Source organism: Aquimarina sp. 433 (assembly GCF_054054605.1).
The window spans coordinates 791,389-807,910 of sequence record NZ_JBSWZK010000001.1; the positions used below are offsets into that span (position 1 = coordinate 791,389).

14 protein-coding genes are annotated in these 16,522 nt (G+C 32.0%); 11 read left to right on the forward strand and 3 right to left on the reverse strand.

The genetic code is table 11. The features are described from left to right. Positions 1-8 precede the first annotated feature (8 nt). A complete protein-coding gene (locus ACWNT5_RS03390) occupies positions 9-674 on the reverse strand; it encodes a succinate dehydrogenase cytochrome b subunit (RefSeq protein ID WP_299604403.1) in 666 nt (221 codons plus the stop codon). Between the two features lie 366 nt (positions 675-1,040). On the opposite strand from ACWNT5_RS03390, the gene ACWNT5_RS03395 reads away from it, so the two are divergent. Together ACWNT5_RS03395 and ACWNT5_RS03400 are read left to right on the forward strand one after the other, a co-directional pair. Continuing rightward, positions 1,041-2,186, forward strand: a complete 1,146-nt coding sequence (locus tag ACWNT5_RS03395; RefSeq protein WP_456516612.1) for a methionine aminotransferase — start codon at positions 1,041-1,043, stop codon at positions 2,184-2,186. A 127-nt stretch (positions 2,187-2,313) separates the two neighbouring features. Beyond that, positions 2,314-2,838 carry a hypothetical protein gene (locus tag ACWNT5_RS03400; RefSeq protein ID WP_456516613.1) on the forward strand — a complete coding sequence of 175 codons (525 nt, stop codon included), beginning with the start codon at positions 2,314-2,316 and terminating at the stop codon, positions 2,836-2,838. A 64-nt stretch (positions 2,839-2,902) separates the two neighbouring features. On the opposite strand, the gene dinB is transcribed toward ACWNT5_RS03400, so the two are convergent. Further along, a complete protein-coding gene (gene dinB, locus ACWNT5_RS03405; protein ID WP_299604675.1) occupies positions 2,903-4,009 on the reverse strand; it encodes a DNA polymerase IV in 1,107 nt (368 codons plus the stop codon). 197 nt (positions 4,010-4,206) lie between these two features. On the opposite strand from dinB, the gene ACWNT5_RS03410 reads away from it, so the two are divergent. The 7 genes from ACWNT5_RS03410 to ACWNT5_RS03440 all read left to right on the forward strand — a co-directional run bounded on the left by ACWNT5_RS03410 (position 4,207) and on the right by ACWNT5_RS03440 (position 10,001). After that, complete coding sequence (locus ACWNT5_RS03410; RefSeq protein WP_299604410.1) at positions 4,207-4,737, forward strand: hypothetical protein; 531 nt, start codon at positions 4,207-4,209, stop codon at positions 4,735-4,737. 166 nt (positions 4,738-4,903) lie between these two features. After that, a complete protein-coding gene (locus ACWNT5_RS03415; RefSeq protein WP_299604412.1) occupies positions 4,904-5,572 on the forward strand; it encodes an NAD(P)H-binding protein in 669 nt (222 codons plus the stop codon). 107 nt (positions 5,573-5,679) lie between these two features. Further along, positions 5,680-6,381, forward strand: a complete 702-nt coding sequence (locus ACWNT5_RS03420) for a hypothetical protein (RefSeq protein WP_456516614.1) — start codon at positions 5,680-5,682, stop codon at positions 6,379-6,381. Between the two features lie 29 nt (positions 6,382-6,410). Next, entirely contained in the window at positions 6,411-7,514 is a 1,104-nt protein-coding gene (locus tag ACWNT5_RS03425; protein WP_299604416.1) for an AraC family transcriptional regulator, read from the forward strand. A 19-nt stretch (positions 7,515-7,533) separates the two neighbouring features. Next, positions 7,534-8,370, forward strand: a complete 837-nt coding sequence (locus ACWNT5_RS03430; protein WP_299604419.1) for a DUF2911 domain-containing protein — start codon at positions 7,534-7,536, stop codon at positions 8,368-8,370. Positions 8,371-8,511: 141 nt separating this feature from the next. Further along, positions 8,512-8,979, forward strand: coding sequence for a CYTH domain-containing protein (locus ACWNT5_RS03435; protein WP_299604421.1), 468 nt, complete (start codon positions 8,512-8,514; stop codon positions 8,977-8,979). A 116-nt stretch (positions 8,980-9,095) separates the two neighbouring features. Then, positions 9,096-10,001 (forward strand): transporter, encoded by a 906-nt coding sequence (locus ACWNT5_RS03440; RefSeq protein ID WP_456516615.1) that lies wholly within the window; start codon positions 9,096-9,098, stop codon positions 9,999-10,001. Positions 10,002-10,046: 45 nt separating this feature from the next. Here ACWNT5_RS03440 and pbpC read toward each other — a convergent pair whose 3' ends face one another. Continuing rightward, positions 10,047-12,374 (reverse strand): penicillin-binding protein 1C, encoded by a 2,328-nt coding sequence (pbpC, locus tag ACWNT5_RS03445; protein ID WP_299604425.1) that lies wholly within the window; start codon positions 12,372-12,374, stop codon positions 10,047-10,049. Between the two features lie 405 nt (positions 12,375-12,779). Here pbpC and ACWNT5_RS03450 point away from each other — a divergent pair, with 405 nt between their 5' ends. Further along, the gene (locus ACWNT5_RS03450) at positions 12,780-14,984 is read left to right on the forward strand and encodes a response regulator (RefSeq protein WP_299604427.1); all 2,205 of its coding nucleotides are present in this window, start codon (positions 12,780-12,782) and stop codon (positions 14,982-14,984) included. A gap of 131 nt (positions 14,985-15,115) precedes the next feature. Next, positions 15,116-16,480 (forward strand): hypothetical protein, encoded by a 1,365-nt coding sequence (locus tag ACWNT5_RS03455; protein WP_299604429.1) that lies wholly within the window; start codon positions 15,116-15,118, stop codon positions 16,478-16,480. Positions 16,481-16,522 lie beyond the last annotated feature (42 nt).

Here is a 16,522-nt window from a genome sequence, read left to right on the forward strand (position 1 = left end):
AGTGGTTTTTAATGATTATGATTAAAATGAAGTACTAAAGAAATGATGATAAAACCTAACGGAATTACAACAGCGAATACTTTAGCAAACTTAGTTGCTCCAACAGAAAACCTATTGTTAAATCCAACTGATTGGAATGAAGAAGCAAATCCATGCCACAAATGCAATGCTAAAAACACAAATGAAAGTACATATAATCCAGTCCTAACCGGACTTACAAATTTTTCTAGCAATTCATGATAATAGCGAGTAGGATCTTCTGGTGCAAATTCTACATATTTATGAACCATTTCAGGAATCCAAAAATCATAGAAATGTAACCCTAAGAAAGCTAAAATCACTAATCCCGAAAGGATCATATTTCTAGACATCCAAGAAGAATTAGCTCCACCACTATACTTTGCATATTTAACTGCTCTTGCATTTCTATTTTTTAACTCAAGAACAAATCCCATTATAAAATGGAAAACTACTCCAAAAATTAACACTGGTTGCAAAGCAAACTGAACCACTGGATTTGTACCCATAAAATGAGACAACTCATTGAATGTGTCTGGGCTAAAAATAGAAGTAAAATTGATGGTAAAATGTTGTAATAAGAAAAATACTAAGAAAAGTCCCGAAAGTGCCATCGCAACCTTTCTAGCTATTGAAGATTTTATCAATCCACTCATTATAAAGAATGTTTAAAATTTTTGATTAGCAAAAATAAGGCTCAAACATCTTTTTAACAACATTTTGATACAGGAATGCAGTATTTATAATGAATTTAAAATAGATTCGAAATTTTGTTCAGTATTCATTACGAAATCGTTTGAAATATAGTCGTAACTTTAAACAAATAATAATCAAGTCTTAATCAAAAAGTATATTTTAACACAATTAGAACTACGAATTAGATTAGATATATCTTTAGAATATTGTTAAAGTTAGATTCGAAACCAGCGGTAAGAAAAGAAATTAATCTTCTGCAAATTACACTCTTGATGTTAGGTATCTAAATTTTTCATTTTTTTATACCTTCACCTTTTGATTTGCAGATGAAAAACATACCTACTAAACTCCCTAATGTTACTACTACCATTTTTACTATTATGAGTAAAATGGCAAATGAGTATAAAGCCATTAATCTATCACAAGGTTTTCCGAATTTTGAAGCAGACCATAAACTTACCAGCCTGGTTACTAAAGCTATGCAAAAAGGATATAACCAATACGCTCCGATGCCTGGTCTATTATCCTTAAGAGGTATTATTGCAGAAAAGACTAATGGTTTATACGGCAGTACTTACCATCCAGAAACAGAGGTAACGGTTACTTCTGGTGCGACTCAGGCAATATTTACGATCATTGCCGCTTTTATAAAACCTGAAGATGAAGTCATTGTTTTTAAACCTGCATATGATTCTTACGAACCGTCCATAGAATTATTTGGAGGAGTGGTAGTGCCAATTCAATTATCAGCTCCAAATTTTAGCATTAATTGGAAAGAAGTAGCTTCTAAAATTACTTCTAAAACAAAGATGGTTATTATAAACACTCCTCATAATCCGTCGGGAACCATTTTGTCTAAAAAAGATATGCTCCAATTAGAAGAACTGCTTAAAGGAACTGATATCATTCTATTAAGTGATGAAGTCTATGAACATATCATCTTTGATCACAACGAGCATCAGAGTGCCGCAAGATTTTCAGATTTAAGAATGCGTTCTTTTATAACCGCATCATTTGGAAAAACATTTCATACAACTGGCTGGAAAATGGGATATTGTTTAGCTCCAAAAGATCTTATGTCAGCATTTAGAAAAGTTCATCAATTCAATGTCTTTTGTAGTAATCACCCAATGCAATATGCTTTGGCAGAATATCTTAAAACACCAAAAAACTACCTAGAATTGCCGAGTTTTTACCAAAGTAAAAGAGATTTGTTTTTATCTCTCATCGAAGAATCAAAATTTACATTTACGCCCGCTTCTGGGACTTATTTTCAATTATTAAATTATAGTTCGATTACAAACGAAAGAGATGTTATTTTTTCTGAAAGATTAACTAAAGACTATAAAATTGCCTCCATTCCTGTGTCTGTTTTTAATCTTAACCAACAAGATGACAAAGTATTACGTTTTTGTTTTGCCAAAACAGACGATACTTTGAAACGTGCTGCTGAAATATTATGCAAGATCTAAACAAACCGAAACTTTAAAGCTAAAAAAAACCAATTGACAGTAACATTTTAATCGCTAATGATACTAACGTATAGTTTAAAATTATTTTTGAGCATACATTTATCATAACCAATTACTAAAAAACTTTATGAAAATCAGATTCACTCTACTTATCCTTGCAATGTTAGCTATCTTATCTTGTTCCTCAGATGACGATGCGGAGGAGAACTCTAGTTATGCAATGACAGCAAAAGTTAACGGAGAAGATTTCCTAGCTAATAATCCTTTCGGAAATAATGAACCATCGAGTACAACAATTTTTAACTACTTTCCAGAAGAAGACTTTGTATTACTAATTGGTCGACAAGGAGGTCTTGTTGGTGCTAGAGAAATCAAAATCTGGTTAAAAAAGAGTGATATCGTAGTTGGCACTTATGAAACGGGGCCGGAAATTTTCGACACCACTCCTTCTCATTTTATTGACTTCTTAGACCTTACAAATGAAATAGATGAATCCACAAGAAATGGTACCATTGAGATCACAGAGGTAAATACCTCAACAAAGATTGTAACCGGAACTTTCTCATTTACCACAGCAGATGGAACTTCTGACCCTTCATCACCCATTGATTTCACCATCACTGAAGGAACATTTACTTACATGTACGAATAAGAACTCTTATTGTTCAACTATAAAAAAGATTAAAAAGTCAGTAATTCAACTGGCTTTTTTTTATTTAAAAATCGAATTTCAGTTGTATTACTTCAAACTCCTTTAGTTCCTTTTCTTTCTTTTTCTGACCGCTAGATGTATTCAGGTTTGATAATGAAATTCCTAATAGTCTTACAGAATCTCTCATTTTTTCTTGATACAACAATTCTTTAGCTGTTTCTAATAATATTGCTGCATCACTTACATAATAGGGTAATGTCTTGCTTCTTGTTTGTAAAATAAAATCGCTATACTTAATTTTTAAAGTAACTGTTCTACCTGCTACCTTACTTCTTTGTAACCTTTTTTGAAGTTCTTCTGCGATATTTTCTAGCCTTTCTAGCATATATATTTCAGAAGAAATGTTCTCACTAAAAGTTCTCTCCGCAGCAAGTGATTTTCTTTCTCTATTAGGTTTTACTTCACTTAAATGAATTCCCCTAACAATACGATAATAATGTCCTCCAGATTTTCCAAAATGTTCCACCAAAAATTCCTCAGACTTAGCCTTTAAGTCTTTACCCGTATAAATTCCCATTTGATACATCTTAGCCTGAGTTACCTTACCTACTCCATAAAACTTTTTTACGTCCAAGTTTTCTAAAAATTCTAAAACTTCTTCTGGATTTACAGTTTTTTGCCCATTGGGTTTGTTATAATCACTAGCTACCTTAGCAATAAATTTATTGATTGAGATTCCAGCAGATGCTGTTAGACCAACTTCATCAAAAATTCGTTGTCTTATTTCTTGGGCTATTAATGAAGCACTGGGATTACCCTTTTTATTTGTAGTTACATCCAAATAAGCTTCATCCAAAGATAGTGGCTCTACTAAATCAGTATACTCAAAGAAGATCTTTCGAATTTGTTTCGAAATTTCTTGATACCTATCAAATCTTGGTCTCACAAACAATAAATCCGGACACAATTTTTTTGCCGTAAACCCAGGCATTGCAGATCGAACACCAAATTTTCGTGCTTCATAACTAGCAGCACTAACTACGCCTCTTTTACCTCCGCCACCAACAGCTAATGGTTTACCTTTTAATTCAGGATTATCCATCTGTTCTACAGAAGCATAAAAAGCATCCATATCCACGTGTATGATCTTTCTATCGCTATTCAATTTCATCACAATACAAAAATAATAGAAACCGCTTTTATCGATGTACTTTTTAGACATATGGAATGATCTATTTATAAAAATATTGTAAAATTAATAGTTGTAACGCAATGGTTTCTATCTTTACGATTTAGATTTATCAAATAAAAATCCTATCTTGCCTTATTAAGACCCTATCAAATTGAACTAATTAATAAAGAATACTGATGAAAAATTACGCCCTGCTATTTCTATTCGCTTTAATTTGCTGTAAATCAGAAAGCAAATCTCCAAACGATACTACTGTTAGTAATAATATTACGAATTCTGAAAATGTAAGTGATGTTACTACTACAGACAACTCGAATCCAAGAACGTATTCTATACAAGGAACTAGTTCCGCAAAAAAAGGAGAGAATTCCAAAAAAAATGGAGGTAATTTTAGTCAAAATCTTTCCATTCAATGGATTTCAGATACTTCGATACAATATACATTAACCTACAGTAATGGTTCTTGTAATAAAACTGTTGGAGGTAGAGCCACAATCGTAAAAGCCAAGAACGAGCCATTCGCAATAAGTCATAATGGAAAATCCGTAGAAGTAGATAAATACAAGGATACGAAACAAGGTTTTGATATTATTTTACAGATTGACGCTCAAAGTAAGGATAAGGCTTCGGTTAATCTTGTGTTTACAGAGGATGATGGAAATGAAAATTGTACTCCAGAAAGTGCAGTAATGTTAGAGCAGAAATAACACTATTTGGAGTATATCCTACAGAAGATTATCATAATATTTCTTAATTCTTTTTAAAAAAGCACGTTTTCATGCGCATTGTGCTATGTAAACAATCACGAGTATTCATAGTGCTTTAAAGTTATATGATAGTATGCTCATTATATTTACAAAAAATCAATAATAAATGGGCAAAACAGCAATTATACTTGGTGCTACTGGCTTGACAGGAACGATGCTCCTTAATCAATTACTTACGGATACTCGTTATGAAAGGATAAAATTATTTTCAAGAAAATCTATTGGTATATCACATCCTAAAATTGAGGAACACTTAGTCAACATGCTACAATTAGCATCCTGCAACAATGATTTTCATGGAGACGAAGTATTTTGTTGTATTGGAACCACTAATGCCAAAACTCCTGATAAAAGATTATACCGTTCTATAGACTATGGTATTCCTGTGACAGCAGCCGAACTATGTGAACAAAACCAGATAAAGACATTTATTGTGATTTCTGCTTTAGGAGCAGATCCTAAAAGCAAAATATTCTACAATCGCACTAAAGGTGAAATGGAAGAAAAAGTATTAGATTTTAAAATACCCAAAGTTCATATTTTACAGCCTTCATTAATTGGTGGCAAAAGAAAAGAAAAGAGAAGTGGAGAATCTTTTTTCAAACTTTTAATGAAATTGATCAATCCCTTGTTAATCGGTTCACTTAAAAAGTATCGATCCATACATCCAAAAACAATTGTTTCTTCTATGATTTGGCTCGCAAATAATTTTTCTGAAAAACAAAGAATACTTTCTGATGAAATTGAAGAGATTTATGCTAATCATATGCATTAATTGGTTCGTATACCGTATCCGTATCTTTCTTAACCCCTGATTTTACTAATTATTTAGTGAAGCCTCTACATTTGTCAATAAAATTATAAATCTTTAAAATTTGACAAATGACAACGCCATTTAAAAATCATATTTTGTTTTTGATAACATTTTTATTGACAACCAGTCTCTTTGCACAATCAGATATTAAATCTTTCTCTTTTAAAAAAGGAGAAATTCTAGATATTCTATTATTAACTACTAAACCGGATACCAAACAAAATTTCGAAAGGTATAAGAAAACGATTTTTCCAGTTGGGATAAAAAAAACATTTCAACCATTACCAGGTTTTAAGATCAGCAAAACAATTCAAGGAAATATTCAACCTACTAGTTTTATTTTGGGTAAGTGGAAAGATCTCAAAAACAGGGAAGAGTTTCTTTCAGAAATTGAAGGAATAGTGCCAGATTTTCATCAACAACGAAGAGATTTATGGTCTGTATTTAACTTAACCTACTATGAAATGCCAAATGACATCTCTTTTAAAATTGATAAAAATAAATATACCGTAGCAACTTCATATTGGAAGAAAGATGATACACCATTTGAAAAATTTATAGCTCTTTGGCAACAAAAAACAAAATCCAAAGGAGGAACAAAAATCTTGGAACTTACTAATGGAAAATCACCATTAGGTTATTATCACAATCCTGATTTACTTGTCATTACCCAATGGAATTCTAAAGAAGAGTTCGATGCTTTTTATAAAGAAAATCTAAAAATGGATCACAATGGTGTGTTGCATGTAAATCAATTTGTTTTAAACTAGTATATTAAAGCCGAAAAGATCAAGCTTCTATGCAATCATTCCTGAATCAACTTGTTTATTTTGGGTATTTTCAAAGCCTATTTTTGCTTTTTATTTATGTATTTTCTCCAAAAAAGAGAAAGACAATTAATAAATATATAGCATTCCTAGTACTTGTCCTTTCCATTGGACTTACGGGTCGGGTTTTATACATATCAGGGTTCTTTGGTGATAATTATCGATGGGTTACTTTTTCTGAGTTTTCTACTTTGTTATTCGGAGCTACTATTTATCTATTTACGAGGTCCAGCTTATTGAACAAACCTTTTTCAAAGAAAGAATTACTGCATTACCTACCAGCTGTAATATACAATCTTGGGGTAACTATAGCTTTTATTATTCCCTCTGATGATATCTTAAAAATTAGAATTCAAAGTGGACTTCAATTTAGAATCACACTGATTTTTATTGCAATAGGATTGGCTTTTAATATTACTTATTGGATCAAAAGTCTAATGATATTCCTAAAATTTAAAAAAGATATTCAGAATGAGATAAGCTATTATATCAAATCTCAATTTTTTCTAAATTTTCTAATTGCTATTGGTATATGTTTACTTTGCTGGTTTCTAATGTTTCTTAATTGGCTATTGGATTATGAATTATTCAATCGAGTAAGTTGGCAAGTAATCTGGATCAGTATTGCCCTAATTATTTTATTTATCACTTTTTACGGGATGAAAGAACCTGATTTATTTAAGGTTTCGAATATCATAAAACCCAAAAAATACGTGCAATCCAAATTATCACATAACCAATTAGATGATTTAAAATCGCAATTAGATCATTTAATGATTGAGAAAAAACCGTATCTAAACAGGAAACTACTTAAATCAGAATTAGCGGAAATGTTAGGTGTAAGCAACCCAGAAATAGCTCGTTTACTTAATGAGCGTATCGGAATGAATTTTTTCGAATACGTAAATTATTATCGCATAAAAGAATTTATCGATTTAGCAAAGACGGATCAAGCGAAAAATATGACCTTTTTTGGTTTAGCTCAAGAAGCAGGCTTTAACTCAAAAACCACCTTCAACAAATCTTTTAAAGATCTAATGGGTACAACTCCCAAAGAATACTTCTCAAATCTCTAATATTATTAAATTAAAAATTATGTTCAAAATATTTTTCATCAGTGTATTACTCACTGTAACTACTACTAATGCCCAACTTTCAATTCCGGCATTAAGTCCATTATCAAAAACAACTCAAACTGTTGGCTTAGCGGATATAGAGATTCAATATTCCAGACCTAGTAAAAGAGATAGAGTTATTTTTGGAGAAAATGGAATTATCCCCTTCGGAGAGTTATGGAGAACTGGCGCAAACGCCACCACAAAAGTTACTTTTAGTGAAGATCTAACAATTCAGAACACCGAAGTGAAAAAAGGATCTTATGCAATTTTAACCAAACCTAACTCTGAATATTGGGATGTAAATTTATACACCTATCAATCTGGAAACTGGAACACATATGTAGAAAAAGAACCTACTGCTAGTTTTCAGGTAAGATCAGAGAAACTAAAAGACTCACAGGAAACTTTACTAATATACTTTGATGAAATCACACTAAACAGTACCGATCTAGTAATAGCTTGGGATCAAAGTAAAATTGCCATACCTATAAAACTAAATACGCACACTAAAGCGATGGCTAATATAGAAAAGACATTAGCTGGACCATCTAATTTTGATTATTTTCAAGCAGCACTCTATTTACATGAAACAGGAAAAGATCTGGACAAAGCACTAGTTTATATTCAAAAAGCAACTAAGTCCGAAAAGCCACTGTTTTTCCAAGTATATAGAGAAGCACTTATTCTCGCAGATCTCAACCGAAAAACCGAAGCCGTCAATGCTGCAAAAAAGTCTTTAGAATTATCTAAGAAAGCAAAGAACAAAGATTTTATCAGGCTAAATGAAAAATTTATTGACAAATGGTCTAGATAAATAATATCTTTCAAGCAATCTAAATATCCATATTTGAAGATTAAAAATTGTTTTTTTGATCTTCAAATATGGATATAAGCATCTAAAAAAAAGGTGCTAGGAGATTGTAGTTATTATAACCTTTGCATAATAAATATTACAATGATTGAAATAGAACGTAAATTTTTGGTAAAATCAAATGCATATAAGCAGGAGGCAAATAGGAGCACACATATTGTTCAAGGATTTTTAAATACAGATCCTGATAGAACTGTTAGAATAAGGATCAAAGACGAACAAGCTTTTATTACTATTAAGGGTAAGAGTAATGAAACCGGTACTTCTCGTTATGAATGGGAAAAAAACATACCTGTAGAAGATGCCAAAAATTTAATTAAAATTTGTGAACAAGGAGTCATCAAAAAAATTAGGTATGAAATACCATCTGGAGATCATGTATTTGAAGTGGATGAATTTTTTGATGAAAACCAAGGATTAATCATTGCAGAAATAGAATTACAAGACGAAAATGAAGCTTTTGATAAACCAAATTGGTTAGGAGATGAAGTAACAGGTGATCCCAAATATTATAATTCTCAATTAAGCAAGCTTCCATTCCGAAATTGGTAAAAAAATCTTCAAAATCTGAGGATTTTTCAATTAACAAATCTGTAACATTTTGGTTTGTAATTATAGGTGAATATTCCCCGTCTAAGGAGGCTTATTAACCTTTTTAAAAAATTATCATGTTACACAAATCTAAGAAGTCCTTTTTAGGGGCTATGGTATTACTATGTTTTTCTGCTCCTTTAGTAGCTCAAACAGAAGTAAGTGGTTTTTATCCACAAAAGAATGAACTTACAATAGCTCCGAGTTATTCTTTCAAACAATATGACAGGTTTTATAGAGGCACTGAGCTTACAGAAGGTAACCCTGCTGGTTTAGGTTCGATATCTTCCTATATAGTGAATCTTTATGGTGAATACGGAATCACAAATTGGTTATCTGCGTCCCTTAATATACCTTACATATTTATAGAAAGTGAAACGGGAGAACCAGATCCGGTACAAGGAACATCAAGCGTAGAAGGTATTCAGGACCTAAGTGTATTTCTAAAAGGAAGAATCTTAGAAAGGAACATCAACTCCTTAGGAAAACTTGGTATCGGTGCAGCTGTGGGAGCCAGTATTCCTATTGGTAATTATGAAGCTGAAGGTGTTCTATCATTGGGAAACAATGCGAATGCTTTTAATGCAAATGTTATGGCTCAGCTAACAACAAAAGTTAATTTTTTCACAGAAGTACAGTATGGATACAGTTTAAAGGACAACAGTGATTTTGATGTTCCTAATGCGCAAGTATACGGTATAAAGCTGGGGTATTTTAACAACTATTTTTATACACATGTACAATTAGCAGTACAAGATTCGATGGACGGACTTGATATTGGAACACCAGAATTTGCCGAAGCTGGAGGACCAAGAGCACTTCCACAAACCGAAGTTGATTATACGAATATTAATGTAAACTTATACATCCCAGTATATAAGAATGAGATTGGCGTTTCTACTGCCTATAATCAAAATATAGATGGTCGTAATTTTAACAAAGAAACTTCATTTTCTTTTGGCTTAGTCTATAAACCTCTTTAAAATCTTAAGACTATATCCTGATAAGCGAATTATTGGGATATAGTTTTACTCTTTAATTTCGATTCTCTTCTTTAACTCATTCCCTTTTTCATCAATTACCGTAATAATACGTTTTCCTGGAGATGGTTTTACCGGCATTTCATGAAACTGTTTCGTAACTCCTATAAAATTATCATCTATATACCAAAACACTCTTGTTTCTGGAATAGTATGAGCTATTTTTAATATCACATCATTAGTTTTTCCATCAAACCCTTTAGGTAGGTATACACTGCTATTCCCTTTCGGGAAAATAAAATCCATATTACCCGTCAGTTCCTTTACACAATCTGATCTATAGGGAGGTAAATTTTTATAACTAGCGTGTTTTCCCTTAAAATAATATGCTTGTAAAGGCGGCAATACAAACCATGGTTCATGAATCATTGTATCTACTGATTCACAAGAAGAATTCACACGAAATTCTCGCGAAGGATCTAAATGAATTAACTTATGATACGGACAAGGTTTTGTTTTAATTCCTGCCGTAGGAATCAACATTTTTTTAGAAGCACACTCTTCTGAAGCTAAAAAACCGCTCAGTGTGCATACCTCAGCTTCTACCAAATCATCATAAGGCGCCGGAAACCAATTAGAATTTGGTAATAAATTGACTACATCAAATAGCAATGGTGCTGCAGAATTTAATCCAGTTAGTTCAGGTCTTCCTTCGCCATCTGCATTTCCTATCCATACTCCTACTACATAATCTCTACTTGCCCCAATCGCCCAAGCATCTCTATTGCCGAAACTAGTTCCTGTTTTCCAAGCTATTTCTCGGGCAGAATCATAAAATTCCCATGCTTCATCACCCTCTGGACGATTTACCTTTTTCATTGCTTCAAAAGTTAACCATATACTTCCAGAACCATACATAGGCTTTTCTTGTTCGAGTTTACCAAAATCAACATTTTGATTGGCCAAAACAATTGGTTCTGCGAACTCATTACTATAATATTCGCTAGAGGATTCTTCATAATGATTAAGTGTGCCAGCGAGACCAGCATACGTTTTACACAAATCCCAAAGGTTCCCTTCTGCTCCACCTACAATGAGTGATAATCCATAGTGATCCGCAGTATATTTAAGATCCTTAATTTTAAATATATTTAATTCATCTCTAAATCGTTGCAATCCATATTGTTGTAACAATCTTACTGCTGGTATATTCAACGATCTTGCAAGCGCCTTGTTGGCAGGTACAGCGCCGTTAAAACTTTCATCATAATTCATAGGAGTATAACCTGCAATCACAGTTGGTATATCAGAAACCAACTGCTCTGGGAGTAACTCTCCTTTATCCATCATTGCTGCATATAAAAGAGGTTTTAAAGTACTTCCCGTACTTCGAGCAGCTTCTATAATATCCACATCTTTTTGGTGCGCTTTGTCTGTTGGAGCGTTTCCCACATAACTTAGTACTTCTCTGGTACGTACATCCAAAACCAATACCGCTAGATTATGCACTTCATTTTGCTTCAATATGCCATGATGGCGCTCAGCTAACTTATTTACTTGTTGTTGTAAAGATCGATTAATTGTTGTTTGCATACGTTCACCTTTATTATCGCGAGCCAATCGATCCAATAAATGTGATGCATCTTGCGGTAATGTATATGGTTTTTTAGGTAATGATTCACTTACCGACAATTGGTAGGTAATAGAATCTATTTTCTCTTGTTCCAATAATGTTTTTAGTAATCTATTTCTCTTTTTTAATAATTGGATTTGATTTTTACCAGGATAAATTAAAGACGGTGCATTGGGCAATACCGCTAAGGTAGCACTTTCTGACCAAGATAATTGATGTGCTGGCAATCCAAAGTATCTCCATGAAGCCATATCGATTCCGACTACATTGCCCCCAAACGGTGCGTAAGAAGCATATAATTTTAAAATATCCTCCTTAGATTTTCCTAATTCTAATCGTGTGGCCAAAATGAGCTCGATCACCTTTTCATAGTACGTTCTTTTCTGTCCTTTTCGAGAAAGCCGTATTACTTGTTGTGTAATAGTACTACCACCTCTTACAACCTTACCTGCTTCCAAATTTTCACCAATTGCTTCAAACATAGCAACAGGATTAAATCCTAAATGTCTATAAAATTGTTGATCTTCAAATGCAATAATACACTCCTTAAATTTGTGTGGTACACTGTCTGTTTCTGGAAAACGCCATTGTCCATCCTTTGCTATTTTGGCACCAAGTAATTCCCCAGTTTTCGTTTCGATTACCGTAGCAGTAGGATCATTAAATAATGGAGATGGCAAAGAAAAATAGTACCAAATAGATGCAATTCCAATTAAAATGAATTTTATTGGATGTTTCTTCACAAAATTTAAAGCTCTTCTGAACACAATAATGATTTCCCTTCAATATTAATTAATTCAATATCTGTGAAATTTATGTAAATGTATTTAGATAACTTATGAAACTTGATAAAAATTAATTTGAAAACTAAATTTAAGATCAAAACAGTACACTCACCTTTCCCTATTTGTTAAGAGGAAAATTCCCCAAATATTTTATTTCACTGGAGTTTATTCCTGAGTTTTCTTAAAAAAATCATAAATAAACCCTTTAATTTTATTAAATTATGACAGTTTTAATACAACTAACGACCACTGCATCTTCCAATAAATTAAAAACAATAGGGCTTATAATAAAAAATTAAACAGTGTAATACATCCAATGATCATATACTTAGATGTGTTCATTTTTAATAAAATTGTTTAGAATTGAAAAAAAATACCCTCTATATAATTGCTATTTTATGCACTTTATGTACGTTTTCTCAAGAAAAACCTTCTTACAAATACAATGACAGCCTTTATAATCTCATAAAAAAATCTGAAGAATTACGTGTTGCTAATAAGATGTACGAATCGTTAGAGTACGCCTTTAAAGCAGTCGACTATGGTAGAGAACTTAAAAATGATCATTATATATCTCATGGTTACTTTTTAATGGGAACTGTTCAATACGAGATTATTGATTATGAAAATGCCACTAAAAACTATCTTAAAGCATTAGAACATACCGAAAAGACCAAAGACAAATTACTTTTGCCTTACATTCTACATAGTTTGGGAAATATATACTATGATGGTAATAACGATTTTGAAAGTGCTTTGGATTATTACCAAAGAGCAGTGCAACTTGTAAAGAAAAGTTCGCATATAGAGCAGTATCAAGTCCCTTTACATAATTTGATTTGGACTTATATGGATTTAGATAAATATGATGAAGCTTCCGTATACCTTAAAGAAGCAGACAGCATAGATGCTAGCATTCCTGATAGTATTCTTGTGGATCGAAGTTCATTGTACCTTTTAAGAGCTAGGAACTATTCCCATCAAGGAAACATTGCAAGAGCTGAAGAATATTTTGACAAATCTTTAGAGTATTTGCAAGACGAGTCCTATTGGCCAAAAGGAAAAAGTTATTTTTATCAGTATCGAGCAGAGATGTATGAAAACATTGGTGATTACCCAAGAGCCTTAGCTGATTTAAAGTTACTTCAAGCGAATGAACGTAAAGTATTTGAAAACGCAAGATCTAAGGGAAATGAGACCGTTAACTTTAGATCTAAAGTTGATCGATATGAAAAAAAATTAGCATTAGCAGAAAGAGAAAAGGATTTACTTGTAGACCTTGACAAAAATAATAAGCTTATCATTTTTATCTCGACAGCAGCACTTTTATTACTGGCAGTAGCTTTTTTCTTTTACTATCGTGGGTATCAATCTAAAAAGAAGGTCACTGAAATTCTTGAGATAAAAAATTCTGAATTGTACGAAGCAAAATCGCAAGCGGAAAAACTTAGTAAAATTAAATCTCAATTTATTTCCACTATTAGTCATGAGCTCAGAACTCCCTTATATGGCGTAGTAGGTATTTCTTCTATTCTTTTAGAAAACGAAAAACAATCGGATAAGGACAAAAAACTACTAAATTCATTAAAATTTTCTGCAGATTATTTATTGGATTTGGTAAACAATGTTCTTAAAGTAAGTAAAATTGATTCAGAAGAAAAGGAACTTATTAAAACACCGACGGATGTTCATTCTTTAACCCAAAACATACTCCAATCTTTCGAATATCAAGCCCAAAAGAAAGGAAACGAACTTATTTTAAAATTTAATCCCAGCATTCCTAAATTACTAAATATAGATGCATTGCGAACCTCCGAGGTACTCATTAATCTTCTTGGAAATGCTATTAAATTTACAGAGCAAGGAAAAATTTGGTTAAGAATTAAACTAATTTCTAAAGAAGGCTCTAAAGTAATCTTACGCTTTGAAGTTGAAGATACTGGAATGGGTGTTCCAGAAGATCAAAAAGAGTATATTTTTGAAGAATTCTCACAAATAGGGAGTGTATACGATAATAAACAAGGTACTGGATTAGGGTTGTCTATAGTAAAGAATCTTATTGAGGTTATGGGAAGTCAAATTTATTTTGAAAGTAAAAAAGGGGTCGGCTCGATGTTTTACTTCGAGCTCGATACAGACATTCCTGAGAGTTTAGAAATCCCAGACAAAGATGAGGAATCGTCTGAGCAGGATTCGATCTCCGCCAATATCCTGGTTGCAGAAGACAATAAAATAAATCAACTGGTTACCAAAAATTTACTCAAAAACATTGGGTGTGAATGTACTATTGTTGCTAATGGTATCGAAGCAGTACAAGCTATAAAAAAGGACACATTCGATCTTGTTCTTATGGATATCAATATGCCAGTTATGGATGGTATGCGTGCCACAATAGAAATCCGTGAGTTTAATACTTCAATACCTATTATCGCCCTTACAGCTTCTGAATTAAGTGAAGTTTCGGATGATTGTAAAAAAGCTGGTATGAACGATCTCATCAACAAACCACTGAACAAAAAAGATCTACAATACGCTATCGAAAGAAACATTGTTATAAACAGCGCATAAATTAACGATGAAAATTTAATACTTATCCCTCCTTCCATTTATTGTGTAATAAAACCAAAAAATGGGGTAACAAACCGTTAAAAAAAGACACTTACCTTTAGAATTTCCGACTTAAAACCTAAAAACAGTAAATGTCACATCCAAAAATTACCCAAACTAGAACTTTTACAGATGATTTTACCGAAATCCTATCATTAACAAAAGATCAGGTTGAAGATATCGATGAACTGACGTATTTATTCCTTAAAGAATATACTTTTAGTATTGATCCTGATTATAAATATGAAAAAGCGAATTTAAAGTATATGCTAGCTATAGCAAGAAGATTAACCAGTTCACAAAAAACAAGGTTCAAAAAAATTGTAGAAGAGCAAAAACGACATATAGATAAGAATGATTTTGAAACTTATAAAAATCAACGATACTTAAAAAAATATAAAGCTCTTAATCTATCAGAAAATCGATATGATCAATTTAAGTTACTTCTTAACGATACAGAAGAATTAGTAATAAAAAGAAACGAAGAAATTATATCCGATAATCAACCAAGAAAGCCTTATCATTATAGATTTAAAGAAGTTGCTAATGAAATATTACATGGATTTCTAACTCCAGAAGAACTCACAACCTTTAATCAAATCGAAGAAGATGATTATAAAGCAATTGTGGATATGAGAACTGATGTAATTATGAATTCTTACGCCAACTCATTAGATCTAGATCGAAATCAAGCTAAACAAATGTTTTATTATGAAGAGAACGAACCTGTAAAGGATAAATATGGTGAATATTACAATGAATGGGAGAAACTAGAGCTTTATCGAGAATTCATGAAATCTATTCTCACCGAAACACAGTTTAAAAAATATATTCCAACTTTAGAAGAAAGAAAAAATAGTATTGATGAAGGAATCATCCATCAAAACGAGCAAACAAAACAAAAAGTCGAAAGGCTTATAAATAGAAAAACGTTCTTACAAAACAATTACCTTCCTGCATTGTGCAAACAGCGATTATCCATAGATGCATTATTGAACGAGCCTATCAAACAAGAACTACCTTCTTTAAGAAAGCTATATTATGAAAAAATAGTAACTATATACAGACAACATAAAAAAGAAGCAATACATCATTATAAAGATCTATTTCCGAACCACATGTTAGAATTAGAAATTGAATTGCAACTCAGAGCATTAATCCCAAATGCGACTTATTTCGGAAAGACACAGGATTTTATCTCAAAAATTCCTAACAACATAAGAAATGTTATTTTAACTCCTACCAAAAGCTTAAAGGAATCTCAACTAGCTCTAAACAAATTTGAAATAGAGAATTATGAAAATACTGGCGGAACTTATGGTGGTTGGATAAAAGTAATGAGACCAACAAAAGATGAACAGTTTGATAGTATTCAAATACTATCCACATTGCTATTATACCCTAAAGTTGATGATAATATAAATCAGATTGATTTGGTTTTGGATCTAATAAAGTAACAATTTATACAATTTTCGTACTTATTAGTAGGATAAGACTAC

What these genes read in the sequence shown, in the direction of transcription:
- ACWNT5_RS03390 (WP_299604403.1), bottom strand. Translation starts at nt 674, where the DNA reads ATGAGTGGATTGATAAAATCTTCAATAGCTAGAAAGGTTGCGATGGCA.
- ACWNT5_RS03395 (WP_456516612.1), top strand. Translation starts at nt 1,041, where the DNA reads ATGAAAAACATACCTACTAAACTCCCTAATGTTACTACTACCATTTTT.
- ACWNT5_RS03400 (WP_456516613.1), top strand. Translation starts at nt 2,314, where the DNA reads ATGAAAATCAGATTCACTCTACTTATCCTTGCAATGTTAGCTATCTTA.
- dinB (WP_299604675.1), bottom strand. Translation starts at nt 4,009, where the DNA reads ATGAAATTGAATAGCGATAGAAAGATCATACACGTGGATATGGATGCT.
- ACWNT5_RS03410 (WP_299604410.1), top strand. Translation starts at nt 4,207, where the DNA reads ATGAAAAATTACGCCCTGCTATTTCTATTCGCTTTAATTTGCTGTAAA.
- ACWNT5_RS03415 (WP_299604412.1), top strand. Translation starts at nt 4,904, where the DNA reads ATGGGCAAAACAGCAATTATACTTGGTGCTACTGGCTTGACAGGAACG.
- ACWNT5_RS03420 (WP_456516614.1), top strand. Translation starts at nt 5,680, where the DNA reads ATGACAACGCCATTTAAAAATCATATTTTGTTTTTGATAACATTTTTA.
- ACWNT5_RS03425 (WP_299604416.1), top strand. Translation starts at nt 6,411, where the DNA reads ATGCAATCATTCCTGAATCAACTTGTTTATTTTGGGTATTTTCAAAGC.
- ACWNT5_RS03430 (WP_299604419.1), top strand. Translation starts at nt 7,534, where the DNA reads ATGTTCAAAATATTTTTCATCAGTGTATTACTCACTGTAACTACTACT.
- ACWNT5_RS03435 (WP_299604421.1), top strand. Translation starts at nt 8,512, where the DNA reads ATGATTGAAATAGAACGTAAATTTTTGGTAAAATCAAATGCATATAAG.
- ACWNT5_RS03440 (WP_456516615.1), top strand. Translation starts at nt 9,096, where the DNA reads ATGTTACACAAATCTAAGAAGTCCTTTTTAGGGGCTATGGTATTACTA.
- ACWNT5_RS03455 (WP_299604429.1), top strand. Translation starts at nt 15,116, where the DNA reads ATGTCACATCCAAAAATTACCCAAACTAGAACTTTTACAGATGATTTT.